The organism is Sphingomonas desiccabilis, assembly GCF_004135605.1.
Lineage (GTDB): Bacteria > Pseudomonadota > Alphaproteobacteria > Sphingomonadales > Sphingomonadaceae > Sphingomonas > Sphingomonas desiccabilis.
Genome location: NZ_SDPT01000001.1, coordinates 975,825 through 1,000,654, shown reverse-complemented (window position 1 = coordinate 1,000,654; position 24,830 = coordinate 975,825). Strand labels below are relative to the sequence as shown.

Annotated in this window: 16 protein-coding genes and 1 tRNA gene; 7 read left to right on the top strand and 10 right to left on the bottom strand. The window is 70.3% G+C overall.

Translation table 11 applies throughout. The features are described from left to right. Nucleotides 1-86 precede the first annotated feature (86 nt). The gene (locus EO081_RS04795) at nucleotides 87-2,105 is read right to left on the bottom strand and encodes a protein-disulfide reductase DsbD family protein (protein WP_129340751.1); all 2,019 of its coding nucleotides are present in this window, start codon (nucleotides 2,103-2,105) and stop codon (nucleotides 87-89) included. 84 nt (nucleotides 2,106-2,189) lie between these two features. Here EO081_RS04795 and EO081_RS04790 point away from each other — a divergent pair, with 84 nt between their 5' ends. Beyond that, nucleotides 2,190-3,875: an alkaline phosphatase family protein gene (locus EO081_RS04790; RefSeq protein WP_129340750.1), complete on the top strand. Its 1,686-nt coding sequence runs from the start codon at nucleotides 2,190-2,192 to the stop codon at nucleotides 3,873-3,875. Nucleotides 3,876-4,218: 343 nt separating this feature from the next. Here the strand turns inward: EO081_RS04790 and EO081_RS04785 are convergent, their stop codons facing one another. The 4 genes from EO081_RS04785 to EO081_RS04770 are packed head-to-tail and all read right to left on the bottom strand — an operon-like array spanning nucleotide 4,219 to nucleotide 9,709. Continuing rightward, nucleotides 4,219-6,897, bottom strand: coding sequence for a valine--tRNA ligase (locus EO081_RS04785; RefSeq protein WP_129340749.1), 2,679 nt, complete (start codon nucleotides 6,895-6,897; stop codon nucleotides 4,219-4,221). Nucleotides 6,898-6,953: 56 nt separating this feature from the next. Further along, nucleotides 6,954-7,415, bottom strand: coding sequence for a DUF2497 domain-containing protein (locus tag EO081_RS04780; RefSeq protein WP_183947878.1), 462 nt, complete (start codon nucleotides 7,413-7,415; stop codon nucleotides 6,954-6,956). A 33-nt stretch (nucleotides 7,416-7,448) separates the two neighbouring features. Further along, on the bottom strand, nucleotides 7,449-9,017 hold the full coding sequence (locus EO081_RS04775; protein ID WP_129340748.1) for a TolC family outer membrane protein: 1,569 nt from the start codon (nucleotides 9,015-9,017) through the stop codon (nucleotides 7,449-7,451). Between the two features lie 26 nt (nucleotides 9,018-9,043). Then, nucleotides 9,044-9,709 (bottom strand): protein-L-isoaspartate O-methyltransferase family protein, encoded by a 666-nt coding sequence (locus EO081_RS04770; protein ID WP_129340747.1) that lies wholly within the window; start codon nucleotides 9,707-9,709, stop codon nucleotides 9,044-9,046. Nucleotides 9,710-9,891: 182 nt separating this feature from the next. Between EO081_RS04770 and EO081_RS04765 the strand changes: the two genes are divergently transcribed. After that, a tRNA-Cys gene (locus tag EO081_RS04765) sits at nucleotides 9,892-9,965 on the top strand. Between the two features lie 166 nt (nucleotides 9,966-10,131). On the opposite strand, the gene EO081_RS04760 is transcribed toward EO081_RS04765, so the two are convergent. Continuing rightward, nucleotides 10,132-11,769, bottom strand: coding sequence for a Na+/H+ antiporter (locus tag EO081_RS04760; protein WP_129341437.1), 1,638 nt, complete (start codon nucleotides 11,767-11,769; stop codon nucleotides 10,132-10,134). A 112-nt stretch (nucleotides 11,770-11,881) separates the two neighbouring features. Continuing rightward, nucleotides 11,882-12,613 carry a hypothetical protein gene (locus EO081_RS04755; protein ID WP_129340746.1) on the bottom strand — a complete coding sequence of 244 codons (732 nt, stop codon included), beginning with the start codon at nucleotides 12,611-12,613 and terminating at the stop codon, nucleotides 11,882-11,884. A 327-nt stretch (nucleotides 12,614-12,940) separates the two neighbouring features. Here EO081_RS04755 and EO081_RS04750 point away from each other — a divergent pair, with 327 nt between their 5' ends. Both EO081_RS04750 and EO081_RS04745 read left to right on the top strand, forming a co-directional pair. Beyond that, nucleotides 12,941-13,828, top strand: coding sequence for an SMP-30/gluconolactonase/LRE family protein (locus EO081_RS04750; protein ID WP_129340745.1), 888 nt, complete (start codon nucleotides 12,941-12,943; stop codon nucleotides 13,826-13,828). Nucleotides 13,829-14,025: 197 nt separating this feature from the next. Continuing rightward, on the top strand, nucleotides 14,026-14,736 hold the full coding sequence (locus EO081_RS04745) for a Crp/Fnr family transcriptional regulator (protein ID WP_129340744.1): 711 nt from the start codon (nucleotides 14,026-14,028) through the stop codon (nucleotides 14,734-14,736). Nucleotides 14,737-14,745: 9 nt separating this feature from the next. Here the strand turns inward: EO081_RS04745 and EO081_RS04740 are convergent, their stop codons facing one another. After that, entirely contained in the window at nucleotides 14,746-15,291 is a 546-nt protein-coding gene (locus EO081_RS04740) for a hypothetical protein (protein WP_129340743.1), read from the bottom strand. Between the two features lie 124 nt (nucleotides 15,292-15,415). Here EO081_RS04740 and hemN point away from each other — a divergent pair, with 124 nt between their 5' ends. Genes hemN through EO081_RS04725 form a run of 3 tightly spaced genes read left to right on the top strand, consistent with a single transcriptional unit; the run spans nucleotide 15,416 to nucleotide 18,282 of the window. After that, nucleotides 15,416-16,726, top strand: a complete 1,311-nt coding sequence (gene hemN / locus EO081_RS04735) for an oxygen-independent coproporphyrinogen III oxidase (protein ID WP_129340742.1) — start codon at nucleotides 15,416-15,418, stop codon at nucleotides 16,724-16,726. Between the two features lie 51 nt (nucleotides 16,727-16,777). Beyond that, on the top strand, nucleotides 16,778-17,062 hold the full coding sequence (locus EO081_RS04730) for a hypothetical protein (protein WP_129340741.1): 285 nt from the start codon (nucleotides 16,778-16,780) through the stop codon (nucleotides 17,060-17,062). Next, nucleotides 17,059-18,282, top strand: a complete 1,224-nt coding sequence (locus EO081_RS04725; RefSeq protein ID WP_129340740.1) for a flavin monoamine oxidase family protein — start codon at nucleotides 17,059-17,061, stop codon at nucleotides 18,280-18,282. Before EO081_RS04730 ends, EO081_RS04725 begins: the two co-directional genes overlap by 4 nt. A gap of 112 nt (nucleotides 18,283-18,394) precedes the next feature. On the opposite strand, the gene EO081_RS04720 is transcribed toward EO081_RS04725, so the two are convergent. Both EO081_RS04720 and EO081_RS04715 read right to left on the bottom strand, forming a co-directional pair. Continuing rightward, complete coding sequence (locus EO081_RS04720) at nucleotides 18,395-22,639, bottom strand: translocation/assembly module TamB domain-containing protein (RefSeq protein WP_129340739.1); 4,245 nt, start codon at nucleotides 22,637-22,639, stop codon at nucleotides 18,395-18,397. Continuing rightward, nucleotides 22,639-24,789 (bottom strand): autotransporter assembly complex protein TamA, encoded by a 2,151-nt coding sequence (locus EO081_RS04715; RefSeq protein ID WP_129340738.1) that lies wholly within the window; start codon nucleotides 24,787-24,789, stop codon nucleotides 22,639-22,641. The genes EO081_RS04720 and EO081_RS04715 overlap by 1 nt, the downstream gene beginning before the upstream one ends. Nucleotides 24,790-24,830: the final 41 nt, after the last annotated feature.

Below are 24,830 nucleotides of genomic sequence, written 5' to 3'. Positions count from 1 at the left end.
TTTGTGCGCCGCACAAGACGAAAAGGTTCGATGGGAAGTCTAGGACAGATAACCTGTGTAAGTTTCAGACAATCTGCTCTGGCCGTTCAGCCCGGCAGCTGCGCGAGCATGTCCGCGGTCAGCAGCTGGGGGAGCACCTTCGGCGCCTCTTCGCCGGGGGTGTACCAAAGGTAGAGCGGCACACCGGCACGGCCGTGCGCCTCCAGAAAGCGGCCGAGCGCCGGATCGCCGTCGGTCCAGTCGCCGACCAGCACCTGCACGCCCTTGGCGCGGAAGGCGTCGCGAACGCGCGCGGTCTCGATCGCCGTCTTCTCGTTGACCTTGCAGGTGACGCACCAGTCGGCGGTGAAATAGGCGAACACGGGCTTGTCCGCGCCGCGCAGTTCGGCGAGGCGGGCTTCGCTGAACGGCTCGGTGCCGGCAGAGGCGGACTCGGCGCGGGCGGGCGCGCGCTGGACGCTGGCGATCGCGATCGCGGCAACCACCAAGGCGGGCAGCATCGGCCACCCGGCGCGGGGGCGGCCGCTCGCCTGGCGAAGCCCCGTCCACCAAAGGGCGAGGCCGAGCAGCAGCGCGACACCGAGGCCAAACGCCATGCGGTCCACCCCGGCCTGCTGGCCCAGGATCCAGGCGAGCGCGAGCGCGGTTGCGAACATCGGCACCGACAGGATGCGCTGGAGCCGCCCCGTCCAGGCGCCGGGGCGCGGGAGGCGGCGCCGCAGCGCCGGCACGAAGCCCAGCAGCAGGAACGGCAACGCCAGCCCCAGCCCCAGCCCGGCGAACACCGCGAGCGCCGCCAGCGTCGGAAGCACCAGCGCAGCGCCGAGCGCCGCCCCCAGGAAGGGTCCGGTGCAGGGCGTCGCGACAAAGGCGGCGAGCGCCCCGGTGGCGAAGGCGCCGACCGCGCCGCTCTCGCCGGCGAACCGCGGGGTCGGCAGGGTGAACAGCCCGGCGAGGTTGAGCGCCACGCCGGTCACCAGCAGCAACAGCAGCAGGATGACACGCGGATCCTGGAGCTGGAACGCCCAGCCGGCAGCGACACCCGCGGCGCGCAGGGCAAGCATCGCCCCGCCCAGCGCCAGGCACGTCACGAGCACGCCGGCCGTATAGGCCAGCGCCTCATGGCGGGCGTCCCGCTCGGCCCCGCCCGCCCGCGCCAGATGCAGCGCCTTCAGGCTCAGGATCGGGAAGACGCAGGGCATGACATTGAGGATCAGGCCGCCGACCAGCGCGCCGAGCAGCGCCAGCAGAATGGCGCCGCCCTGCCCCTTCGGTTCCGCGACGGTGCCGGGCCGGGCGGACACGGCGAACGCCTGCCCCGTGCCCGTCGCCAGCACGCCCTCGATCCGCCGGGGCGCGGGTCCTTCCGCGGCCTCTGTCTCGATGACCAGCAGGTCGCCGTCGCGCGCCACCTTCTGCGGTGCGCTGTAGGAAAGCGCACCCTGCGTGCTCGGGTAGAAATAGGCGTCCGCGGCGCTCTGGCTCGCCGGAAAGGGAACGCCGATGCGGATCCGCGCCGCCTGCCCCTCCTGCACGACCGCGAACTGCGCGGGCGAGCCGAGCGGCCGCGGCAGGTCCGCGCGCCAGCGATCGAACATGGCGCGGCGCTCCGGCGGAACGCGGCCATCGCCCACGGTGAGATCGATCGCGAGATCGGCATGTTCGGGAACGCACAGCTGCTCGGTGCAGACCAGATAGTCGCTGCGCACGCGGATCGGCAGGCGGGTTCCGGGCGCAAGCCCCTCCGGCAGCTTCAGCCGCACAAGCTGCGCGAAGGGCCCCTCATAGACATAGTTCATCAGCCCGGCGACGGTCAGCCGCTGGGGAATCGGGTAGAGGAGCGGCCCCGCCGTCACGCCTGCCGGAAGCGTCCAGTCGAGACGGGTAGCCACCCCGGCGTCGCCGGGGTTCTGCCAATAGCCGTGCCAGCCGGGCTGCGGCGTGGAATCGAACGCCAGCGTGACGGTGTCGCCGGCGGCAGGCGTCTCCGCTTCGGCGACCAGCCGGATCGCGATGTGCGGCCCTTGGTTCGGCGCCTGGGCGCGGGCGCCCCCTGGGCCGAGCAGCGCCAGCACCGCCAGAAGCATGAAATAGAAGCGCGCCATCAACCTTCCTTGCCGCATCGGCCGCGATCGGGGATAGCCCTGTCCCATCCCGGATGCACCCTGCCTTTCTCAGGAGTTTTGTTCATGCGTCTTGTTCGTCCGCTTGCGTCGCTGATTGCGGCCGGCCTGCTCAGCAGCACCGCGATGGCACCGCTGCGCGCGCAGGAAGCCCCCGCAGCGCCAGCGGCTCCTGCTGCACCGGCTGCGGCCCCGACCACGCCCCCCAAGCTGATCGTCGCGATCTCGGTCGACCAGTTCTCCGCCAACCTTTTTGCCGAGTATCGCAATCGCTTCACCGGCGGGTTCGCGCGATTGCTGGACGGTGCGGTGTTCCCCTCGGGCTATCAGAGCCATGCCGCGACCGAGACCTGTCCCGGCCACTCCACGATCCTGACCGGCTCGCGGCCCTATCGCACCGGCATCATGGCGAACGACTGGTACGACCAGAAGGCAGCGCGCGCGGACAAGAAGATCTATTGCGCTGAGGACGAGACGGTGCCCGGCAGCAACTCCGACGACTACACGGTCTCGGATCGCCACCTGAAGGTGCCGACGCTGGGCGAGCGGATGAAGAACGCCGATCCGGCCACCCGCGTCGTTTCGGTCGCCGGCAAGGATCGGGCTGCCGTGATGATGGGCGGCCATAAGGTGGACGAGCTGTGGTGGTGGGGCGGCAAGGGCTTCGTCTCCTATGCCGGCCGCACGATGCCCGCCGTGGTGCAACGGGCCAATGCCGCCGTCGCCGCGCAGATCGCGCGGGCGCAGCCGGGGCTCGATCTGCCGGCGCTATGCCAGGCGCGTTCGCTGCCGATCCAGGTCGGCACCCGCACGGTCGGCAGCGGCCGGTTCGAGCGGGCTGCGGGCGACACCAACGCCTTCCGCCGCTCGCCCGAGTTCGACGGCGCCGTGCTCGCGCTCGCCGCCGGGCTGATCCAGGACATGAAGCTTGGCCAGGGCCAGGCCACCGACATCATCTCGATCGGTGCTTCGGCCACCGATTATGTCGGCCACGGCTTCGGCACCGAGGGTAGCGAGATGTGCCTGCAGATGCTGTCGCTCGACCGCTCGCTCGGTGACTTCTTCGCGGTGCTGGACGCGACCGGCGTCGATTACCAGGTGGTGCTGACCGCCGACCATGGCGGCCAGGACATTGCCGAGCGCCACGCCATCCACGCCATGCCCGATGCGACGCGCCAGGGCGGCACGCTGGACGTGAAGGTGGTCGGGCAGGAGATCGGCCGGAAGCTGGGGATCGCAGGCCCGGTGCTGCTGGGCGGCGTGAACGGCGACATCTGGTACGACACCAAGCTGACCGCAGCGCAGCGCGCCGCGGTGGAGCGCGAGGCGATCGCCCGGCTTTCCGCCAGTCCGCAGGTGGAAACGGTCTTCACCCGCGCGCAGGTGCTGGCGACGCGGATGCCGGGCCATACCGATCCGCAGACCTGGTCGCTGCTGGAGCGCGCGCGCGCCTCGTTCGATCCCGAGCGTTCGGGCGACCTGCTGGTGCCGCTCAAGCCGCGCGTCACGCCGGTGCCGCTGCCGGTGGGCTCGACGGTCGCGTCGCACGGCAGCTTCTGGGACTATGACCGGCGGGTGCCGATGCTGTTCTGGCGCAAGGGCATGACCGGTTTCGAACAGCCCTTCGGCGTGGAGACGGTGGACATCCTGCCGACGCTCGCCGCGCTGATCCACCTGCCGGTGCCGGCTGAGGAAATCGACGGGCGGTGCCTCGATCTGGACGCCGGGCCGGGCGACAGCTGCCGGCGGTAAGGGTGTTCCTGTAGCGCCCGGTGCTCCTGCGAAAGCAGGAGCACCGGGAGGCAGACGGTGCGCTAGTGGCCCTGGGCTCCTGCCTGCGCAGGAGCGCGGATTGCTTGAGAGGGGACTCGAGGGACCACGGCATTCCGCGCCTCCCCCGTCATGCTGACGAACGTCAGCATCCCGTCGCGCAACGCTCGCGCTTCCTGCCGGACCGGCTAATGAATCCCGACTTCCGCCCGGGTGCCGAAGCAGCAAGGCCGTGCTCCTGCCCAGGCAGGAGCCCAGGGCCACAAGCGCCAGTCCGCGGCCCTGAACTCCCGTCCTCTTCGGAAGCTCCGGTTGCCGCGGCCGCTTACCCTAGTCGGCCGAGTGCCGCCTGAAGCCGCGCAGCTTCCGCCGCCTTGTCGGCGTGGTCGGCGCGCGCCTTTTCCACCGCCTCCGGCTTTGCACGCCCGACGAAGCTCGGGTTGTCGAGCCGCGCGGCCAAGGAGTCCCGCTCCTTCTCCGCCGCCGCGATCGCCTTGGTCAGGCGGGCGCGCTCGGCGTCGAGGTCCACGACGCCTTCCAGCGGCAGCACGAAGGTCGCCTCGTCGACGACGATCTGCAGCGCGCCGCCCGCAGGCACCTCGCCCGTCGCCACGTCGACGCGGGCGAGGCGCGCGAGCACGTTCCCCTCCGCTGCCAGCCGCTCGGCCGTCAGCGCCGAGGCGTCGCGGACATGGATCGGCAGCCGCGCGCCCGGCGGCACGTTGAGTTCGGTCCGCGCCGCGCGCACTTCGCTCACCAGCCGGATCACCCAGTCGATCTCCTGGCTCGCCGCCGGATCGAGCGCCCGCGCGTCGGCGATCGGCCAGCGCGCGACGATCAGGTCGTTCGAGCGCGTCCCCATCGCATGCCACAGCTCTTCGGTGATGAAGGGCATGAACGGGTGGAGCAGCACCAGGATCTGGTCGAGCACCCAGCCGGCGACGGCGCGGGTCTCGTCGGCGCCCTCGGCTCCCTCGCCCTGCAGCACCGGCTTGATGAGCTCGAGATACCAGTCGCAGAAGCGGCTCCAGACGAACTGGTAGATCGTGTTGGCCGCCCCGTCGAAGCGCAGGTCGGCGAGCGCCAGGTCAACTGCCTGCACGCAGGCGACCGTCTCCGCGACGATCCACTTGTTGACCGCGAGCGTCGCTGCCGGCGGCTCCAGCGTGGTGGACGCGCCGATGCCGTTCGCCTGGGCGAAGCGCGACGCGTTCCACAGCTTGGTCGCGAAGTTGCGGTATCCCTCGACCCGCTTCTCATCCATCTTGATGTCGCGGCCCTGGCTTTCCATCGCCGCCATGAAGAAGCGCAGCGCGTCGGCGCCATAGCGGTCGATCAGCCCGAGCGGATCGACGGTGTTGCCCTTGGACTTGGACATCTTGGCGCCGTCGGCCGCGCGCACGAGGCCGTGCAGGTAGAGCTTGCGGAACGGCACCTCGCCCATGAAGTGCAGCCCCTGCATCATCATGCGCGCATCCCAGAAGAACAGGATGTCGAAGCCCGAGATCAGCACGTCGTTGGCGTAGCGCCCGCCGAGCGTCGGGTCGGTGTTCTCCGGCCAGCCGAGCGTCGCGAACGGCCAAAGCGCGGAGGAAAACCAGGTGTCGAGCACGTCGGGATCGCGCGTAAGCGCGACGCCCTCGCCCGCCTGTGCCTGCGCCTCCTCCTCGGTCTCGGCGACGAACGCGCGGCCGTCCTCGGCAAACCACGCGGGAATCCGGTGGCCCCACCACAGCTGGCGCGAGACGCACCACGGCTGGATGTTTTCCATCCAGTTGAAATAGGTCTTTTCCCAGCTCTTGGGCACGATCTGGGTCTTGCCCGAGCGCACCGCCTCGATCGCCGGCTGGGCGAGCGTCTTGGCGTCGACATACCATTGGTCGGTCAGCCACGGCTCGATCACCACGCCCGAACGGTCGCCATAGGGCGTCTGGATGGTGCGCGGCTCGGCGTCGTGCTCGTTGCCGTCCTTGTCGAGGTGGGGGACGAGGAAGCCCTCTTCCTTCAACCGGGCGACGATCGCCTTGCGCGCCTCGAACCGGTCGAGGCCGAGCAGCTCGGCCGGGATCAGCCCGTCGGCGGTCTGGGTGACCTGCGCCTTGGCATCAAGCATGTTGAGCATGTCGCGCGCCTCGATGCCGGCGCGGCGGCCGACCTCGAAGTCGTTGAAGTCATGGCCCGGCGTGATCTTGACCGCGCCCGACCCGAGCGCGGGGTCGGCATGTTCGTCGCCCACGATCGGCACCAGCCGGCCGGTGATCGGCAGGCGCACCTGCTTGCCGATCAGCGCGGTGTAGCGCGGGTCCTCGGGATGCACCGCCACCGCCATGTCGGCGAGCAGCGTCTCCGGCCGGGTCGTGGCGACGCGGATCTCGCCCGATCCGTCCGCCAGCGGATAGCGCAGGTGCCAGAAGCTGCCCTGCACTTCGCGGGTTTCGACCTCCAGGTCGCTGATCGCGGTGCCGAAATGCGGGTCCCAGTTCACCAGCCGCTTGTCGCGATAGAGCAGCCCGTCGCGATGGAGCTGGACGAAGACCTTGAGGACGGCCTTCGAAAAGCCCTCGTCCATCGTGAAGCGCTCGTTGGCCCAGTCCATCGAGCAGCCCAGCCGGCGGAGCTGGCCGGTGATCTGGCCGCCGCTCTCGGCTTTCCACTCCCAGACCTTGTCGACGAACGCCTCGCGGCCGAGGTCGGTGCGCTTCACGCCTTCCTTGGCGAGGTTGCGCTCGACGACCATCTGCGTGGCGATGCCGGCATGGTCGGTGCCGACCACCCAGCGCGCGTCCTTGCCCTGCAGCCGCGCGTGGCGGACCAGGATGTCCTGCAGCGTGTTGTCGAGGGCGTGGCCGATGTGGAGGCTGCCCGTCACGTTGGGCGGCGGGTTGACGATCGTCCAAGGCTCGGCGCCGGAGCGGTCCGGGCGGAACAGCCCCTGCTCCTCCCAATGCGCATACCAGCGCGTTTCGATGGCGGCGGGATCGAAGGTCTTTGCAAGCTCGGTCATGGCCGAGCGCATGGCGCAGCCACCGCGCGGACGCAAGCGCGCCCGCGCCGGGGCGCTTACTCGCGGCCGCTGATGCGGGCGATCTCGCGCGCGACCATCGCCTCGACGATCGCGGGCAGCTTTGCATCGAGCCAGTCGCTGAGCATCGGGCGCAGCATTTCGCGCACCAAGGCCTCGAGCGAATCGGCGCCCGGGGCTTCCGGCTTCACCACCATCCGCGACAGGGCTTCCAGCGCACCGCGGCTCGCCTCGGCAGCGCGGGCGGAGAGGATGGTGGGATCGACCTCGGGCTGCGGCGCGGGGGCAACGGGCGCGGCGGCGGCCCGCGGCGGCAGCGGATCGCTGACCGCGTCCTTCAGCTCCAGCACCTCGTCCTCGTCGTCCTCGTCATAGACCGGGGCCGGGGTACGGACCGGCTTGCGGACGCGCGAGACGGGACCGTCGCCTTCCTCGGCGATGATCCGTTTGATCGACGAAAGGATGTCCTCCATCGACGTCTCGGTACTCATGTCCCCCACCGCGAACCTCATGGTTACCGTCTTCCTGACCGATCAGCTGTCGGGGTTTGCACGATTGGTGTCAACGGGGCGCGTCGCTGCATCGCCACCCCGGCGATTGGCGGCATCGGCGCCGTCCGTGATGCCATAGGGGTTGGCATCGTGCCGCAACTCCGGCTCCAGCTCGCGGGTGACGACCGGCGTCTGGGCGGGCGTCCCCACCGTGGTGGTGGCGACCGGCTTGGGCGTGGGATCGCTGTCCCAGTCCCAGATCCGATTGCGCACGCGGCTGTAGTTGGTGGTCGGGTCGTAGAGGGCGCCGCCGTCCAGCCCCAGGTCCTGCGCCTCCGCACGGCCCATCGCCGCGAGCAGCGCGAAGCCGGCGACATAGGCGTCGCGTCGCGCCGACACGAGCTGGACCTGCGAATTGAGCAGTTCCTGCTCGGCGTTCAGGATGTCCAGGATGGTGCGCGTGCCGACGCTGTTCTCGGCGCGGACGCCCTCCAGCGACAGGCGGTTGGCGGAAACCTGCACTTCCGAGGACTCGATCACGCGCAGCGACGACTGCCAGGCGGCGAAGGCGGAGCGCGCGTCGGACACGACCGCCCGCTCGACCTGCGTCACCCGCTCGATCGCCGAGCTCTCCACCGCCTGCGCGCGCCGGACCTGAGCGGCGGGGCCGCCGCCCTGGAACAGCGGCACCGACAACTGCAAGCCGGCCGTGACGGACGCGCCGTCCGGCGAGATGCGGATCCCGTTGATGTCGGGGATCGAGTTGAGGACGGTCGAGTAGCTGCCGCCGCTCACCGCGGCCACCCGCGGCAGGCGGCTCGCGCGCGCGACGCGGACATCGAAGCCCGCGGCGTCGCTCTCCCGCTGCGCGGCCTGGAGCGAGGGATTGTTATCCACCGCGACCGACACCGCGCCCTGCGGATTCCCCGGCAGGTTCGGAAGCTCTGGCGGCGGCGCCAGCGTGCCGGGCGGGGCGCCCGTCACTTCGACGTAATTCTCGCGGCTGGTGATCAGCTGCGCCTCGGCACTGCGCAGCTGCGCCTGGGCCGAGGCGAGCCGCGCCTCCGACTGGGCGACGTCGGTACGGGTCAGGTCGCCGACCTCGAAGCGATCGCGCGAGGCCTGGAGGTTCACCTCCAGCACGCGGACGTTCTGCTGGTTGAGGCGCACGATCGCCTCGTCCCGCAGGACGTCGTTGTAGGCGGCGACCACCTGGGTGAACACGTTCGCTTCGACGCTGCGCAGGTTGGCGCGCCCCGCCTCCACCCGCCGCTCGGCCGCACGCACCGAGTTGCGCACCGCGCCGCCGCTATAGAGCGGCACCGACAGGTTGACCCCCGCTGCCGCCGTCCGCTGCGGCTGGGCGATGCTGTTGTTCGCCGTGTTGAGCACGTTCTCGCTATACGAGCCGTCGGCGCTCAGCTGCGGCAGGCCGGAGGCCCGCGCCAGCGGCACCCCCTCGTCGGTGGCGCGCAGATTCGCGCGCTCCCCGGTCAATTGCGGGTTGCTGCTGTAGGCGCGCACCAGCGCCTCACGCAGCGTCTCCGCCTGGGCGGCCGATGCCGCACAGGCGATGAGACTGACCCCGGCGATCCAACGAAACGCGCGCATACTCCCCCCCATGGTTTTGCGCGGCTTTAGAACTGGAAGGTGGGCGGTTTGGAGAACCCCGGCAGCACAACACAGTCCACATCCGCAAAGTCGACCAAGCCGAAGCCGCCTTCGCTGCGCCGACCGGCCGCAAGCCGGCTGACGCCCCGGTCGATCACGCCGGTGGTCACACGGCCGTCGATCTTGGCCTGGTGCACGATCGCGTCCGGCACGAACTCGACGGCGCCGTCGATGACGATCGCGTCATAGGGCGCGCCCTGGGCCCATCCCTCGACCAGCGGCCCTTCGACCACCGTGACATTGGCCATGCCGGCAAGTGCCTCACGCGCTTGGGCGGCGAGCGTCGCATCCTCCTCGAGCGCGACCACCGAGCCGGCGAGCTCCGCGAGCACCGCTGCGACATAGCCGGTGGCGGCGCCGACCAGCAGCACCCGGTCTGTCGAGGCGATCTCCGCCTCGTTGATCAGGCGGGCGGAGGCGAGCGGCGCGTTCATGGCGCGGCCGTTGCCCAGCGCGATGTCACGATCATAATAGGCGATCGGACGCGCGGCGGCGGGCACGAAGCGCTCCCGCGGGACCTCGCCCATCACCTTGATCACCCGCGAGTCGTCGACAGCGGTGGTGCGAAGCTGGCTCGCCACCATCGCCGCGCGCATTTCCTCGAACCGAAGGGTATCTGCCGAACCGTCCATGATGCTCCTGTCGCACGTCTGTATTATTCGTGCAATACACTAGTTGTGAAGGCTGCTATGTACTTCGCGCGCACGATGCCGCCAAGCGACCGCCGCCAATTTCTGGCCCACAGTGGAGCGAGGGCCGAAACCCGGTTGACCGCGAGGCGAAAACCGAGCAAGTGCCCGCCTCCCGACGTCGAGGCCCGATGGCGGAGTGGTGACGCAGAGGACTGCAAATCCTTGCACCCGGGTTCGATTCCCGGTCGGGCCTCCATCTTCCGCCGCGCAAGGCTGCACGACGTCCGGGCGCCCCCAACATCTCACGTCCATGCTTCCGAGCGGAAGGACGGGAGCAGGATGATCCTCTTCATGATGCGGCCCGCATTGCTCGGCGGCGTCGTGATGCTGGCGCGGTGCCAGGCACAGGACACCGCCGGCGCTCAACTCCGGTAGCGCGCCTCCATCAGGTCGAGCTCGCGCACCAGCTTGCTGGTGCTAGCGCTGCCGATGCGTCGCTCGCGCGCGCTGCGGAAGATGGCGGCCCGCTCGGCCTTGAGGCCGGCGAGGCGCAGTTCGCGCTCGATGCCATATTCGCGGCGTGCCGCCTCCGCCGCCTCCCCTTCCTGGCTGCGCGCCTCGATGCGCTCGCGATAGAGGTCCATGATCCGCGCCCCGGCGGACGCGTACATATCCGCGTCATTGCGGCCGGCGGCGAGGTCGTGCTGGACGCGTTCGATCTCGCGGATCGCAGCCTCGGCAGCGGCGACGCGCGCGGCATCCTCTTCCGCCTGGGCGGAGGCGTCCGCCGGCATCTTCAAGCCCCGCAGCAGCAGCGGAAGCCCGATGCTGGCGACCACCAGCGAAGTGACGATCACCCCTGCGGCCAGGAAGATGGCGAGGTCGCGCGCCGGGAACGGCGTTCCGTCGGCGGCGAGCAGCGGCAGGGTGAGCACACCGGCCAGCGTGATCGCCCCGCGCACTCCCGCAAAGGACATGGCGGCGACGAGCCGCCACTCCGGGCTTTGCCCGGCGTCGCCGCGGCGGCGGCGGCGCAGCAGCGTCAGCCTTAGCGAGACCCACACCCAGGCGAACCGCAGCGCGGCGAGACCGACGGTGATCGCGAGCACATACGCCGCCAGCCACCAGACGTTCTGGTGCCCGGTCTGCGCCACCGTCTCCCGCGCGCCGTGCAGGATGCCGGGCAGCTGCTCACCCAGCAGCACGAAGATGATGCCGTTAGCGGCGAACTGGATCGTGTCCCACACCGAGTTGCGGCGAACGCGCGTGGCGGGGAGCGCCTGACGCGAGATTTCGGCGAAGCTCATCGTCACGCCGGCCGCCACCGCCGCCAGAATGCCGGAGCAATGGAAGTGCTCCGCCAGCAGGTAGGAGCCGAACGGGATCAGCAGGCTGACCAGGATCTGTGAGCCGATCTCCTCGCCGAAACGCCTGGACAAGCGATACTTGGCCCAGGTCACGGCCATCGTTACGGCAACGCCGATGGCGAGGCCGCCGAACGCCACCCACAGGAAGTTGAGGGCGGCACCAGAGGCAGAGAAGGTGCCGGTAAGCGCTGCGGCAATGGCGAAGCGCAGGCACACCAGGCCTGAGGCGTCGTTGAGCAGCGACTCCCCCTCCAGGATGTGCATCATCCGCTTCGGGATCGGCACGCGCGCCGCGATGGCAGAGACCGCGATCGGGTCAGTGGGCGAGACGACGGCCGCGAGCGCGAAGGCGACCGCCAGCGGCATCGCGGGGATCATCCAGTGGATGAACAGCCCCATGCCCAGCACCGTGATCACGACCAGGCCGAGCGCCAGCTCGACCACCGTGGGCAGATCCTTGAGCAACTCGTCCTTGGGAATGCGCCAGCCGTCCAGGAACAGCAGCGGGGGCAGGAACAGGAAGAAGAACAGTTCCGGATCGAGCGCGACCCGCCAATCCGCCGCGAGCCCGATCGTCGCGCCGAGCGCGATCTGCACCAGCGGCGCCGGCACCGTGAAGGGCACCATCCGCGAGACGGCACCGCTGATCACCACTGCCAGCAGCAGCACAAGAACGATCGTTACTGATTCCAACAGCCACTCCAATGCGTAGGTGAAGGAATGGGCCCATGCGTGCACCCGTCTCCTTCCCCTCCCCTAGCGGCCGGGGGTCGCCCGATGCAAATCGCCGGGCTGCGGGTGCGGGTCAGCGCGACGCGACGCGCACCCCCTTGGCCAGCGTCACCTCGTTGGAGCCGAGCAGCACCACCGGATCGACGCCAAGCCGCGGGATCGGGGATTGCTGGCCCGACTTCCAGGCCGCGAGCTCGACCCGGTAGAGGTCGTAGCGGCGGTAGAAGTCCACGAAGGGCTGATCGAGTTGCGCCAGCGCGCCTGTCGCGAAACTCTCGAACGCGCCGGCCGGAAGTGCGGCGGCCGTGGCGATCATCGGCACGGCGCGGGCGCAGAACTCCTTCTGCACCGGCGGCTGGGCGAAGAAATTGTACAGGCGCGTCATCGAATCGTCGAACCGGTCCTGCCAGTCGCCGCCGGCGGCGCGATACTCGGCCGACAGCGTCTTGTGGGCGGCGGCGAAGCTCTTCGCCTGCGTCTTGATGAGGGCGTTGTATTGGGCGACGACCGTCGGGTCCGAGACGTTGCACTGAAGCGCGGCGACGTTGAGCGCGCTGCGCAGGTGCCACACCTGCCCGGCCGTGGAGAGCGCGCGATTGGGCGTCGGATAGCCGCCGTCCGGCAAGGCGGTCGGCGTGCTGAGCCCTGCGGCGCTGCCGGCGGGTGGCGTGGGCATCGGCGCGGGCGCCGGTGTCGGAGCCGGCGCGGGCGGCGGCGGTGGTGCCGGCTCGGGCTTGCGGGCGCAGCCGGCGATGGCGAGGGCACCAGCGGCGACGAGCAGCTGCAGCTTGTGGGCTTTGTACATGATACGCTTCCATTCCCCTGAACCGCTTCTGGCTTCGCAGGTCAGGGTAACCGAGGGGTTAACGATGCGGTGGACTGCGGCCTCCTCTCTGGTTTCTAGCCCGGAAGGCCGTGGCTTCCGCCGCTTGACAGCTGGTGGGGAGCCACGGATGCTGCCAGGAACCATCATAACCGGCGGCAGGAGAGGACGCTGCGGGCCCGTCGCGCTGCTGCGGCCGCACGCCCCCTCCCCGCGACAAGAGGGCCAGTATCCGGTGATCTTCGTGCGTTTTGCTTATCCGTCCCCCGTGCCCGCGCCGCTTGGCGCCCGTGGCATGGAGGCGCTGTGATGGCGGTCCAGCGCAGCGAACCCGTCAGCATCGTCCAGCTCGGCGCTCCGCTGGGCGAAGGCCCGGTGTGGGTGGAGCGCGATGCCGCGCTCTGGTTCGTCGACATCAAGAGCTACCGCATCCACCGGCTCGAACCGGCGACCAATGCGATCCAGAGCTGGCAGACGCCGGGGCAATGCGGCTTCGTGCTGCCCTCGGCCGACGGGGGAATGATCGCGGGGCTGCAGAGCGGACTTGCCCGCTTCGATCCGACAACGGGGGCATTCGTGCCGCTGGTGAACCCAGAGCCGCAGCATCCGGGCAACCGGCTGAACGACGGCACCGTCGATCCGCACGGCCGGCTGTGGTTCGGCACCATGGACGACGGCGAGACCGCGGAGAGCGGCACCATCTATCGCCTGGGCGCGGACGGGCGCTGCGTCGCATCCACGCCGTCGTGCGCGATCACCAACGGCCCAGCGTTCAGCCCCGACGGCCGCACCATCTATCACGTCGATACCGGCAAGGGCCTGATCTACGCGTGCAGCGTGGGCGAGGACGGCACGCTCAGCGACGCCCGGCTGTTCGCCTCGATCCCGAATTCGGAAGGTCATCCGGACGGACCCACCGTCGATGCGGAAGGCTGCGTCTGGGTGGGGCTCTACAACGGCTGGGGCGTGCGCCGCTACTCGCCCGCGGGCGAGCTGCTGGAGCAGATCCGCTTCCCGGTCAGCGCCATCACCAAGGTCGCGTTCGGCGGGCCAGAGCGCAAGACGCTCTATGCCACCACCGCCTCCAAGCACCTGTTGGCCGCCGAACGTGCCGAGCAGCCGCATGCAGGCGACCTGTTCGCGTTCGAGGTGGACGTCCCCGGCATTCCCGGCGTCGAGATCCGCCACGGGATCTGAACGCAAAGCGGCGGGCTGTCGGAAGGCTCCGGCAGCCCGTCGAAGGCGGGAGGATCATCGGGCGGCGGGCGACATGCCGCTGCGCGGTGACCCCCTCCCTATCTTCCCGCCCGGCTTCGCTCCGCCTTGACCCGCATCAACTCCGGCACCGGCGCGTTTCGCGCGACAAATCGATCCACGTTCCGTATAGGCCCTGCATGGCAGCGATTGAGATTTGCGCCGATTGTTCGGTGCGGGACCTGGCTTTGTGCGGCAGCCTTACCGATCATGAACTGGAAGCGCTGAACGCGCTCGGTAGGCACCAGCGGCTCTCCAAGGGAGAGACGGTCATCTGGGCGGGCGATGAGAGCATCATCTGCGCCAACCTCCTGTCGGGCGTGCTGAAGCTGAGCGCCTCCACCGCCGACGGCCGCGAGCAGATCGTTGGCCTGCACTATCCCGCCGATTTCATCGGCCGCCCCTATGCCGACGCAGCCGACTTCACCGTGACGGCGCTCACTGATGCCCAACTGTGCGTCTTCCCGCGCAAGCAGTTCGAGCAGGTGCTGGAGGACCATGTGCGCATGGAGCGGCTGCTGCTGCAGCGCACCTTTGCCGCACTCGACGAGGCGCGTGGCCGAATGCTGATGCTGGGCCGCAAGTCCGCGGAGGAAAAGATCGCCGGCTTCCTGCTCGACATGGCGGACCGCGCCGGCAGCAGCGCCTGCCGCGCGACCGCCGAAGGGCCGATCACCTTCGACCTGCCGCTGACCCGGGGCCAGATCGCCGACGTGCTGGGCCTCACCATCGAGACGGTGAGCCGGCAGATGACCAAGCTCAAGGCGTCCGGCGTGATCGGCCTGCCCGGTGGCCGTGCGGTGACGCTGCGCGACCGGGCCGCGCTGGAGGAGCGGGCCGAACCGGCCTGAGCTTGCGGCTCAGGCGCCCCGGCAGCGCGCCTGGAGCCGGTCGTCCAGCAGCAGGCGGGCGGCGGGCGTGAGCCTGCGTTCCGCCAGCGTGCGGATCGCCAGCTCCTCGAACGCCATGGCAGCGCGGCAGCCCTCGAAGAAGCAGCGGAGCATGTAACCCAGGGTGGCCGCGCACGGCCCTCGATCGACGGCGTGCGGGCGAAGTACCGCAAGAAGGTCCTGCGCCTGCACCGCGCAGGTGACGTGCTGCGCGCGGATGTACGCCAGCAACGTGTCTGCCAGCGGCGGCGCCTCCGCCCCGAACAGGACGTCCAGCAGCGCGTCTTCCCGGCTCGGCCGCTCGACGGCCTGTGCCTCGAGCGCATCGCAAAGCGCTGCGATCGCTTCCGCATCCGGCAGGTCCGGCAGCGCGTCCGCACATGCCTCCAGCCGGCGGCAGAGCTGTTCGCCGCGCGCATGCTCGCAAAGCAGCGGGACGAGGTCGATCTCGTCGATCACGTGCCAGCGGCGGGTGGCCCGTCGCGTTGGTTCGAACAGGTGCTGGATGTCGGTCACTCGGGTCTCCGCCCAGCCTTGTGCGGTCGGACGCCGTGGGGCGCGTTGACCGGCATCAAACGCCCGCGCCCGAGTTTGACGCGCGTCAACGTGTCCGCGCGTACGGGAGCAGAAAGCGGGCGCCATGCACCGCTACCTGCCCGATTTCGCGCGCCGCTCCGTGCCCCGCTACACCAGCTATCCCACGGCTGCGGAGTTCCACACCGGCGTCGGCCCTGCCGAACAGGCGGAGGCGCTCGCGGCGATCGCCCCAGAGACGCCGGTCTCGCTCTACGTCCATATCCCCTATTGCCACGAGATCTGCTGGTATTGCGGGTGCAACACCGGGGCGATCGGTCGCGCCTCGCGCCTGGACGCCTATCTGGCGGCGCTGGAGCAGGAGATCGGCGCGGTAGCGGCACGGATGCGCGGGCGGGTCGTGGCCATCCACTTCGGCGGCGGCAGCCCCAATGCGCTGCCGCCCGAAGATTTCGTGCGGCTGACCGAGTTGCTGCGCCGGAGCTTCGCTTGCGCCGAACGACTGGAGATCGCGGCGGAGCTCGATCCCCGGACCCTCGACTCGATTTATGCCGAGGCGCTCGCGCGCGCCGGCGTGACCCGGGTGAGCCTGGGCGCGCAGTGCTTCGCGCCGCATGTGCAGCGTGCGATCAACCGCATCCAGCCGTACGAGATGGTGCGCCAGGCGGTGCTGGATCTGCGCGCTGCCGGCATCGCCGCGGTCAACCTGGACCTGATGTACGGCCTGCCCCACCAGACTTCCGAGGACCTCGCCGAGACGCTCGTGGCCGCGCTCGACCTTGCGCCCGATCGCATCGCCATGTTCGGCTATGCGCACATGCCGCGACTGCTGCCGCGGCAGCGAATGATCCCGGACGAAACGCTGCCGGATGCCGCGCAGCGCTTCGCCCAGAGCGCGCTTGCCTATGACATGCTGGTCGGCGCGGGCTATGCCGCGATCGGCTTCGACCATTTCGCGCGGCCGCAGGACAGCCTCGCGCGGGCCGCCGCCACGGGGGCGCTCCGCCGCAACTTCCAGGGGTTCACCGATGAGCCGGGTGAGGCGATCATCGGTCTGGGGGCCTCCTCGATCAGCCAGTACGACGGGCTGCTGGTGCAGAACGAGAAGCACGTCGGCCGCTACCGCATGCGGGTCGCGAACGGCGGCCTGGCGGCGGTCCGCGGCGTCGCACGCTCGGCGGACGACCGGCTGCGCTCGGGCCTGATCGAGCGGCTGCTGTGCGACGGAATCGTCGACGCCGCCCCGGCCCCCGACGCACTGCCCGCGCTTGCCGATCTGGTGGACGAGGGCCTCGTCCGGATCGACGGCACCCGCGTGACCGTCCTGCCGGACGGCCGCCCCTACGCACGGCTCGCGGCCGCAGCGTTCGACCGTTATCGCCAGCCCGACGCGCAGCGCTTCAGCAAGGCGGTCTGACGGGGAAAGGCTCGGCGCCTCATGCGTTGGAATGCCGCAAGGAGATCGCCTGTGGCCACCAACCAGCCGAGCAACGCCCCCGAGACCCCCCAAAAGGACGCGCGCGACGACACCACCGCAGCGGCGGTGCTGACGGACGCACGCATGGACGAAACGCCGGGCGGCGGCGGCCTGGGCGGCACCGCCGCCGCGGAGACCGACCCGCAACGGGCGCGCCCCGCGCAGGCGGCCACGCCGCAGGCGGGAGCCGCCGACACGGCGGACATGCCCGGCAAGCCCGAAGCCGAGGCACGCGCCCAGTCCTCCACCGCGGAGCCGCACCCGCGCACGCAATGACGGACGTCGACGTCGCCATCATCGGCGCCGGTGCTGCCGGCATCGGCGCGGCACGCCGGCTGCACGGGCGCGGCCTGGAGGTGCTGGTGCTGGAGGCGAGCGACCGCATCGGCGGGCGCGCGTGGACGCTGGGCGTCCAGGGCATGCCGCTCGACATGGGCTGCGGCTGGCTCCACTCCGCGGATCGCAACCCGTGGGTGAAGATCGCAGGGGATGCGGGTTTCGCGATCGATCGCAGCGAGTCTGCCTGGGGCAAGCAGCTGCGCGACCTGGGCTTCCCGCCCGCGGAGCGCGCCGCGGCGAACCGGGCGTTCGAGGCATGGGATGCGCGCCTGCGCAGCGACCCGCCCGCGAGCGATCGCGCCGCTGACGCGCTGCCGCCCGGGGACGAGTGGAACGCCTATGTCGAGGCGCTGAGCGGCTACATCAACGGCACGGGGCTCGCCGACCTGTCGGTGGCCGATTACCTCGCCTATGACGACGCCGCGAGCGACGAGAACTGGCGCGTGCCCGCCGGCTACGGAACGCTGGTCGCCTCGCAGTTGCCGCGGGTGGCGGTGGCACTCGGCACCCCGGTGCGACGCATCCGCGACGAGGCGCACCGGCTCGTCCTGGAAAGCCCGCGCGGCGCCGTGCGCGCGCGGACGGCGATCGTGACCGTCGCGACGCCGGTGCTCGCCTGCGGAGGGATCGCGCTTCCGGGCCGCTACGACGCCCGCTGCCATGCGGCCGCGCAGCTGCCGCTGGGGCTTGCCAACAAGCTGTTCCTGCGGCTGGAGGAGCCGGAGGCGGTGCCGCCGGACAGTCACCTGCTCGGCAACCCGCACGCCAGCCAGACCGGCAGCTATTACCTGCGCCCGTTCGGGCGGCCGGTGGTGGAGTGCTTCTTCGGCGGCAGCGGCGCTGCGGCACTCGAGGCTGCGGGCGCGGACGCGACCGCCGCCTGTGCGCGGGACGAACTGGGCGCGCTGCTCGGCGCCGATTTCGCGCGCGGCCTGCGGCTGATCGCCGCCTCCGCCTGGGGGCAGGCGGACGGCTTCGCCGGATCGTACAGCCATGCCCTTCCCGGCCATGCGAATGCCCGCGCCGTCCTTGCCGCTCCGGACGACCGGCTGTTCTTTGCGGGCGAGGCCTGTTCGCCGAGCGACTTCTCGACCGCGCACGGCGCCCTCGCCACCGGCGAGGCCGCGGCCGAAGCGGCACTCGCCGCGCTGGCGTAAGCCACCCCCCACCCCTTCCGAACCGCGCTCCCTGCGCAGGCCGACGCACGCGCCGAGCACGCAGTCTTGGCAGGCTGGGCGGCCGGCGCACCCAAGCGCGCCGGCCATCCCGTCAGTAGTTCTTCGAGTAACGCACGCCGACGTTCGATCCGCCGAACGACCCCGTCTGCGAGAGCACGCTCAGCGCCTTGGTCAGCGCCACCTCGAGCTGCGTGGCGGTGAAGCCGCGCGCATCGGTGATGATCTCGATATAGATGTCGTCGGTGAGGTACTCGCCCGCCGCCAGTGCGGTGCCGCGGCCGGTCGCCTCGTCGCTGCCCAGGATCCGCAACCGATCGATGCCGGTCGCCGAGCGAAGCTTGCCGAGCGGGTTGAGCCCGCCGCCACCCGAGCCGCGCAGCGAGTTGAGCGCCGCCGCCAGCTGGATCGCCTCGGTGGCCGACAGGTCGGTCACCGAGCGGCCGAACAGCAGCCGTGCCAGCACCTCGTCCTGCGCGAGCGCCGGGGTTGAGGTAAAGGAGATGCGCGGCGCCTGCGCGGTACCGGCAACCAGGATGGTGGCCGTGACGTCCTCGACGGTCGTGTTCGCCTCGATGTCGATCACCGGGTTGGTGAAATCGTCGCCTTCGAAGCTGATCTTGCCGCGCTCGACGTCGAACTCCTTGCCCGCGAAGGAATAGGTGCCGCGGATCAGGTCCAGGCCGCCGGCGATGCGGGGCGCCGCCGAGGTGCCGCCGATCCGCAGGTCCGCCTTCCACTCCGATTCGAGGCCCATGCCAGAGACGTAGAGCTGGTTGGGCGCACGCACGCGCAGATCGAGCTTGAACAGGCCAGCCGGAGCCGCCGGGGCTGCCGGACGCGGGTTGGCTGCGACCGCGCGGATTTCGCTCTTCCGGCGGATGCCGGTGAGCTCCGGCACTTCCGAGGCCCCCTGGAAGGCGAGCTGGTAGCGCGCCTCCGGGATGCTCAGCTGTCCGGTGATCGAGCCGCCCTGCGCATTGTTGAGCACGCGGATCTCGCCGGTCGCGGACGCGCCGAGGGCATCGCTGCGTGCGAGTTGCGCCTTGTCGAGCCTGGCGCGGACGTCGATCGGATAGCCGCTGTCGGCGGCGAGGCCGACGTTGCCCTGTGCCGAGATGCTGCCGTCGCCCGCGCGGGCGGTGAGCGTCACCAGCTCGAAGCGGTCGTTGTTGAAGCGGCCGTCGATCTTCATCTGCGTCAGGCGGGTGCCCAGCGACTCATTTTCGTAGGTGAGGTTGTTCGCCCGCACGACGCCGACCAGGCGCGGTGCCTGGACACGCCCGCCGAAGTCCGCCGCGATGCCGATCGGCCCCGACAGCTGCTGGTTGGCCTGCCCCGCGAAGGAGAAGAGCACGCCCGCCGGACCGTTGTAGCGGATGCCACCGGAGAGCGGCGCCGCCATCAGGCGGGTCGTCCACGATCCGGCGCCGGGCGCCAGCGGACGCAGGTTCGCGACCATGCGCCCGACGGTAGTAGTGCCCCGCCGGATCAGCGCCCGGCCGCTGCCGCCCTCCGGCCGCAGGTCGCCCGCGAAGACGATGTCCACCGGATCGGAGACTGCCGCCAGGCTGGAGCGGGTGAAGTTGCGCACGGTGAGCCGCGCATCCGCCTGCGGGAAGCTCGCGCCGCTCGGCTGCGCGTAGTCCAGGCTGCCGGTGGCGGTGCCGCCGACGCCCAGGCCGGGCATGAAGGCGTTGAGGAGGCTCAGGTCGAGGCTGTCGAGCCGCGACTGGAGCGTCATGCCGGCGCCGTAGGAGCCCGCGATCCGCACCGATCCGCGATCGAAGTTGATGCGCGTCGGATAGAGGCGGTAGCCGCCCGAGCCCGGCACGATGCGCGCGGGGTTGGCAGTGCGGAAGTTGACGTTGTTGCCGACGCCCTGCAGCGCCACGAGATACTCGTTCGGGCTCAGGCGGGTGTTGGCGGCGACCCGGAACGGCACGCCGGACGAACCCTCTGCCAGAAGCTGGGCGGTGCCGTTGCCGCCGCGGTAGTTCACCTTGGCACGGGCGCGGGTCACGACCATCTCGCCGCTGCGGAAGTTGCCGAGCTGCGCGTCCGCCACGATCTGCGGCTGGTCGTAGAGCACGGCCGAGGCGGTGACGATCGCCTGCCCGATAGTGATGCCGTCCTGCCCGGGGATGCGGGCATTGTAGGCGCGCGCGTTCAAGTCGGCACGCTGGTACTTGCCGACGGCGCCGAGGTTGGCGAAGCCGTTGATCCCCGAGCCCGAGAAGTTCAGCCGACCGGCGAACGGCCCCGCGTCGGTTGCCTGCACCCGGCCGTTGATGTCGACGCCCGCGAAGCGCGCCGAGCGGATGTCGGCCGTCAGGCGCGGCGCCGTGCTCAACAGAACGTTCGCGTTGAACGGACCATAGTTGGTGCCGCCGGACGCGACGATCGCATAGCGATCGCCCTGCCCGCGCACGTCCGCCTTCAGGTCCACCAAGCCGATGCCGACCCCCGGACGCGGTGCCCTGAGCGACACCACCGGCGCCGCCATGGAGCCGGACACGCGCGCGGTGAGCGGCCCATATTGCGTCGAATAGGCGTCCGCGTTGACCAGCAGCGGCCCGGCCGGATCGTAGCGGCCCGAGCCGCGCAGGATGCGGAACTGGGGCGCGCTCAGCTTCAGGTTGGAGAAGCTGATGATGCCTTCCGGGCTATAGGCGATGTTGGCCGAGGTGGTGGCATTTCCGCCCAGGAAGTTGCGGACGCCCTCGTTGAACAGCTGCTTGGTCTGCGCGACCACGCGGCCGCGGATGCCGTAGCCGCCGTTGGCCGCGGTGTAGAGATCGGCATCGGTCTGCAGGTTGATGATGCCGATGCTGGCGATCTCGTAATTGTTGATCCGCCCCTTCAGCGCGCCCGTATAGCGGCCGGTCGAGAGGTTGGCAGCGATGATCGCGGTCGCGTCGATCCGGTCGGAGCGCAGGCGCAGGTTGTCCGAGAGCACCTGGTCGCCGTTGCTGATCGCCAGGTCGCCGTTGATCGCGACGTTGGTCACCAGCCCGCCGACCGCAGCGTTGAGGCCGGAGATGCGCCGTGCCTTGGCGTTGATCGGGATCAGGATCCGCTCGCTGTCGATCGTCGCCTTGCCCTCGGCATAGAGCTGCTCGACGACGGTTTCCCCGAAGCCGATGGCGGCGGCCTGGACCTTGTAGTCGACGGTCGGCGTGCGGAACGGCCCGTCGAGCACAACGGCGGCCCGCACCGAGCGGCCGTTGAGGTTGGGCGCGATCGAGCCGGGGGTGAGCAGCATCGCCTCCACCCGGAAGTCGCCGAAGCGGCTCTGGCCGAGATCGACCTTGCCGTCGGTCGCGACCGCGAGCGCGTCCGAGCGCAGGCGGAGCTTGGCGTCCATCACCCGCTCGTCGAGTGCGGTGTCGAGCGCGATCTTCAGACGCGGCGCGGTCAGCCGCTCCACCGGTCCCTCGAGGTAGAGCCCCGGACGCGCGAAGCCGCGCACCTGGAAATTGCCCGAGCGGCCGAGGACGTTGAGATCGACGAGCGGCTGCCCGCCGAGCGTGCCGGCTGCGCGACCGCGCCAGTCGCTCCACGCGCCACGGCCGTCGACGTTCAGCACCAGCGGCGCCTTCAGCCCGGCCAGTCCCGCGACCAGGCCGTTGCTGGGCGCGGTCACGCGCAAGTCGACGTCGAGCTTGTTGTCGTCGGGCACCGCATCGAGGCGCAGCACCAACCGGTCACCTCCGGCGAGGCCACCGCCCGCGACCGTCCCGGCGTTCGCCTGGATCTGTGCGCGGCGATCGGCGATGTGCGCCTGGCCGTCGATCTTCGCAACGTAGCGCTGGCCGGCTACCGCCGGCCCGATCTCCAGCCGGCCGACCGACAGCTTGTTGACGTCGATGTCATAGTCCGGGAGCAGCGGCCCCTGATCCTCGCTCGGCGGGGTCGGCAGCAGCTCTGGGTTCCGATCGTAGCGGATCAACGGGCTGGTCAGCGAGCGCACGTCTACATGGCTGCGGATGAAGGCGAACGGACGCCAGTCGATCGCGACCTGCGGCGACGAGGCGAAGACGCCCTTGGTGTCACGCAGCTGCAGGTCGTGGATCACCATCGCGCCGTAGAGCGATCCTTCGATCCGGCCGACATGGACCTTCAAGCCCGAAGCGGTCGAGAAGTTGTTGATCTGGCGCACCAGGATGCCCTGGCCGGGGCGGGTGTTCAGTCCGAGCACCAGCACGACCAGCAGCAGCACCAGGCCCGCCAGGGCGATGGCGACCCATTTGGCGATCCGCTGCCACAGCGGACGGCGATCGACCACCACGACGCGCTCTTCGCCGGCGCCCGTTTCGCGGATCACTTCTTCGGCCATCAGAACGCCTGCCCGATCGAGATGTAGAGGGCCACCTTGGACTCGCCTTCGCGCCGCTTCAGCGGCGTTGCGACGTCCACGCGGAGCGGGCCGAAGTTGGTGTAGAAGCGGCCGCCGATACCCGCGCCGAAGCGCAGGTTGGAGGCGTCGGGCAGCGATCCTTCATAGACCTGCCCCGCATCGAGGAATGGCACGATCCCGAAGTTGCCGAAGCGGTAGCGCGCCTCGATCGCGAACTCGTTGAGGCTGCGGCCGCCGATCGGATCGCCCTCGGGATCGCGCGGGCCCAGTTCCTGATAGCCGAAGCCGCGGACCGAGCCGCCGCCACCGGCATAGTACCGCCGCGAAGGCGCAAGGTCGTCGCGCGCGACGCCGGCGATGCTGCCGGCGCGCGCACGGCCGGCCAAGACGATGCTGTCGCTCACCGGATAATAGGCCGTGCCCTCGACCATGAAGCGGCCATAGGGCTTCACATTGCCGCGCACCGAGGTTTCCGGGCTGGCGTTGAGCTTCAGGCGGAAGCCCTTGGTCGGGTTGAGCAGGTCGTCGGAGGTGTCGAACCCGCCGAACAACGGCAGCGCCGCGACGAAATAGGTCCCACGGTCGCGCTTGTTCTTCTCGAAGCTCCAGACGTCTTCGTTGGTGCCCGTCAGCTCGAAGCCGTAGGCATAGGTGAAGCGCTTCTGCCAGATCGGCGTGGAATCGTAGGAGATCTTGCCGGCGAGCGTGCCGGTGAACGCCTCATAGGCTTCGTAGTTCGAGTGGTTGGCGGACGCGGTCAGGCTGACGGTGCGATCGCGCTGGCCGGCGTTCTGGCGTCGGAAGGTCGCACTCAGGCCCTGCTCCTGGGTACCGCCGACACCGGCGATGATCAGCGCGCCTTCGGGCGGGAAGAGGTTGCGGTGGGTCCAGGAACCCTCGAGACGGAAGCCCTGGCCGGTGCCGTAGCCGGCCTCCGCCGCCAGCGTCCGCGCCGGGCCGGCCGTCTGGTGCACGGCCAGGTCGACGATCTCGGTGCCGTCCGGCGCGATCTGCCCCGTGCGCTTGGGCTCGACCGAGACGCTGGAGAACAGGCCCGTGCCCACCAGCGCATCGCGCAGGTCGTCGACCTTGCGCGTGTCGTAGAGTTGCCCGCGCTCGAAGCGCGCCAGCACGCCGACATGCTCGGCGTCGAACGCGAGCTTGCCGTCGGTCGTATAGCCGCCGAACGAGGAGCGCGGGCCCGTGTCGACCGGCAGCGTATAGTCGCCGGTCACCGTCTGCTCGTCGAGCAGGATGTCGCGCTCGCCCACCTTGACGAAGGGATAGCCCTGCTGCGGCAGCTTCAGGCTGACATTGGCCTCCGCCGCCTGCACCCGCTCGGCGATGATCGGCTCGCCGACCTTGAGGGGCAGCTCCTTCTCGACGAGGTTGGGCGGCGTGGTCGGCGCCGCGTCCACCTTGATGGAAGCCAGCTTGTACTGGGGCCCCGGGGTCGCGTTGATCGTGACCTGGACAGAGCCGCCTTCCCGCTGCTCCACCGTGGAGACGGCGGTGCCGTCGTAATAGCCCTCGGCATGGAGGATGCGGACGGCGAGCTGCTCGTCCTCCTTGGCGCGGGCGCTAATCATGGCCGCGTTCGCCGCCTTGGTGCCGTCCTTCTTGAGCGACGAAAGCGAGTCGAAGCGGCCGAGCGTGTCGATCTCGTCCAGGCCGTTGACGGCGACCTTGTAGCGGATCTCGGTGCCCGCCTTGTCGTCGACGCCCGCGACCTCGACCGGGTTGGCGTCGAAGGTCGCGATCGGCGGCAGCGGCTGCGCGAGCTCGGGCTCTTCCGCCAGCGGCGCGTCCGGGATCGCCTCGCCCACCGTCGTGCCGGCCTGGGGCGCACCCGTCGCCGGCGCGGCTGCCGGCGCGTTGGGCTGGGCGGAGCCGGGCGCGGACGGGGTGGCGGGAGGCATGGCCTCGAGCGGCGCGTCGATGTCGCCGCTGAGCGGCGGAAGCGAGCTGTCGAACTCCGCTTCGGGAACGATGTCGCCCTGCGGCTGGGCGGCAGGGGCCTGCCCGTCCTGCGTGCGGGCATCCACAGGATCCGCGGCAGGGGCTCCGCCGGCCGCAGTGGCAGGCGGTGAGGAAAGCTGGGCGACCGGAGCGGCAAGCGCGGACGGCATCACAAAGGTACTGGCCAGCAGGCTCCAGTACAGCTGTCGAC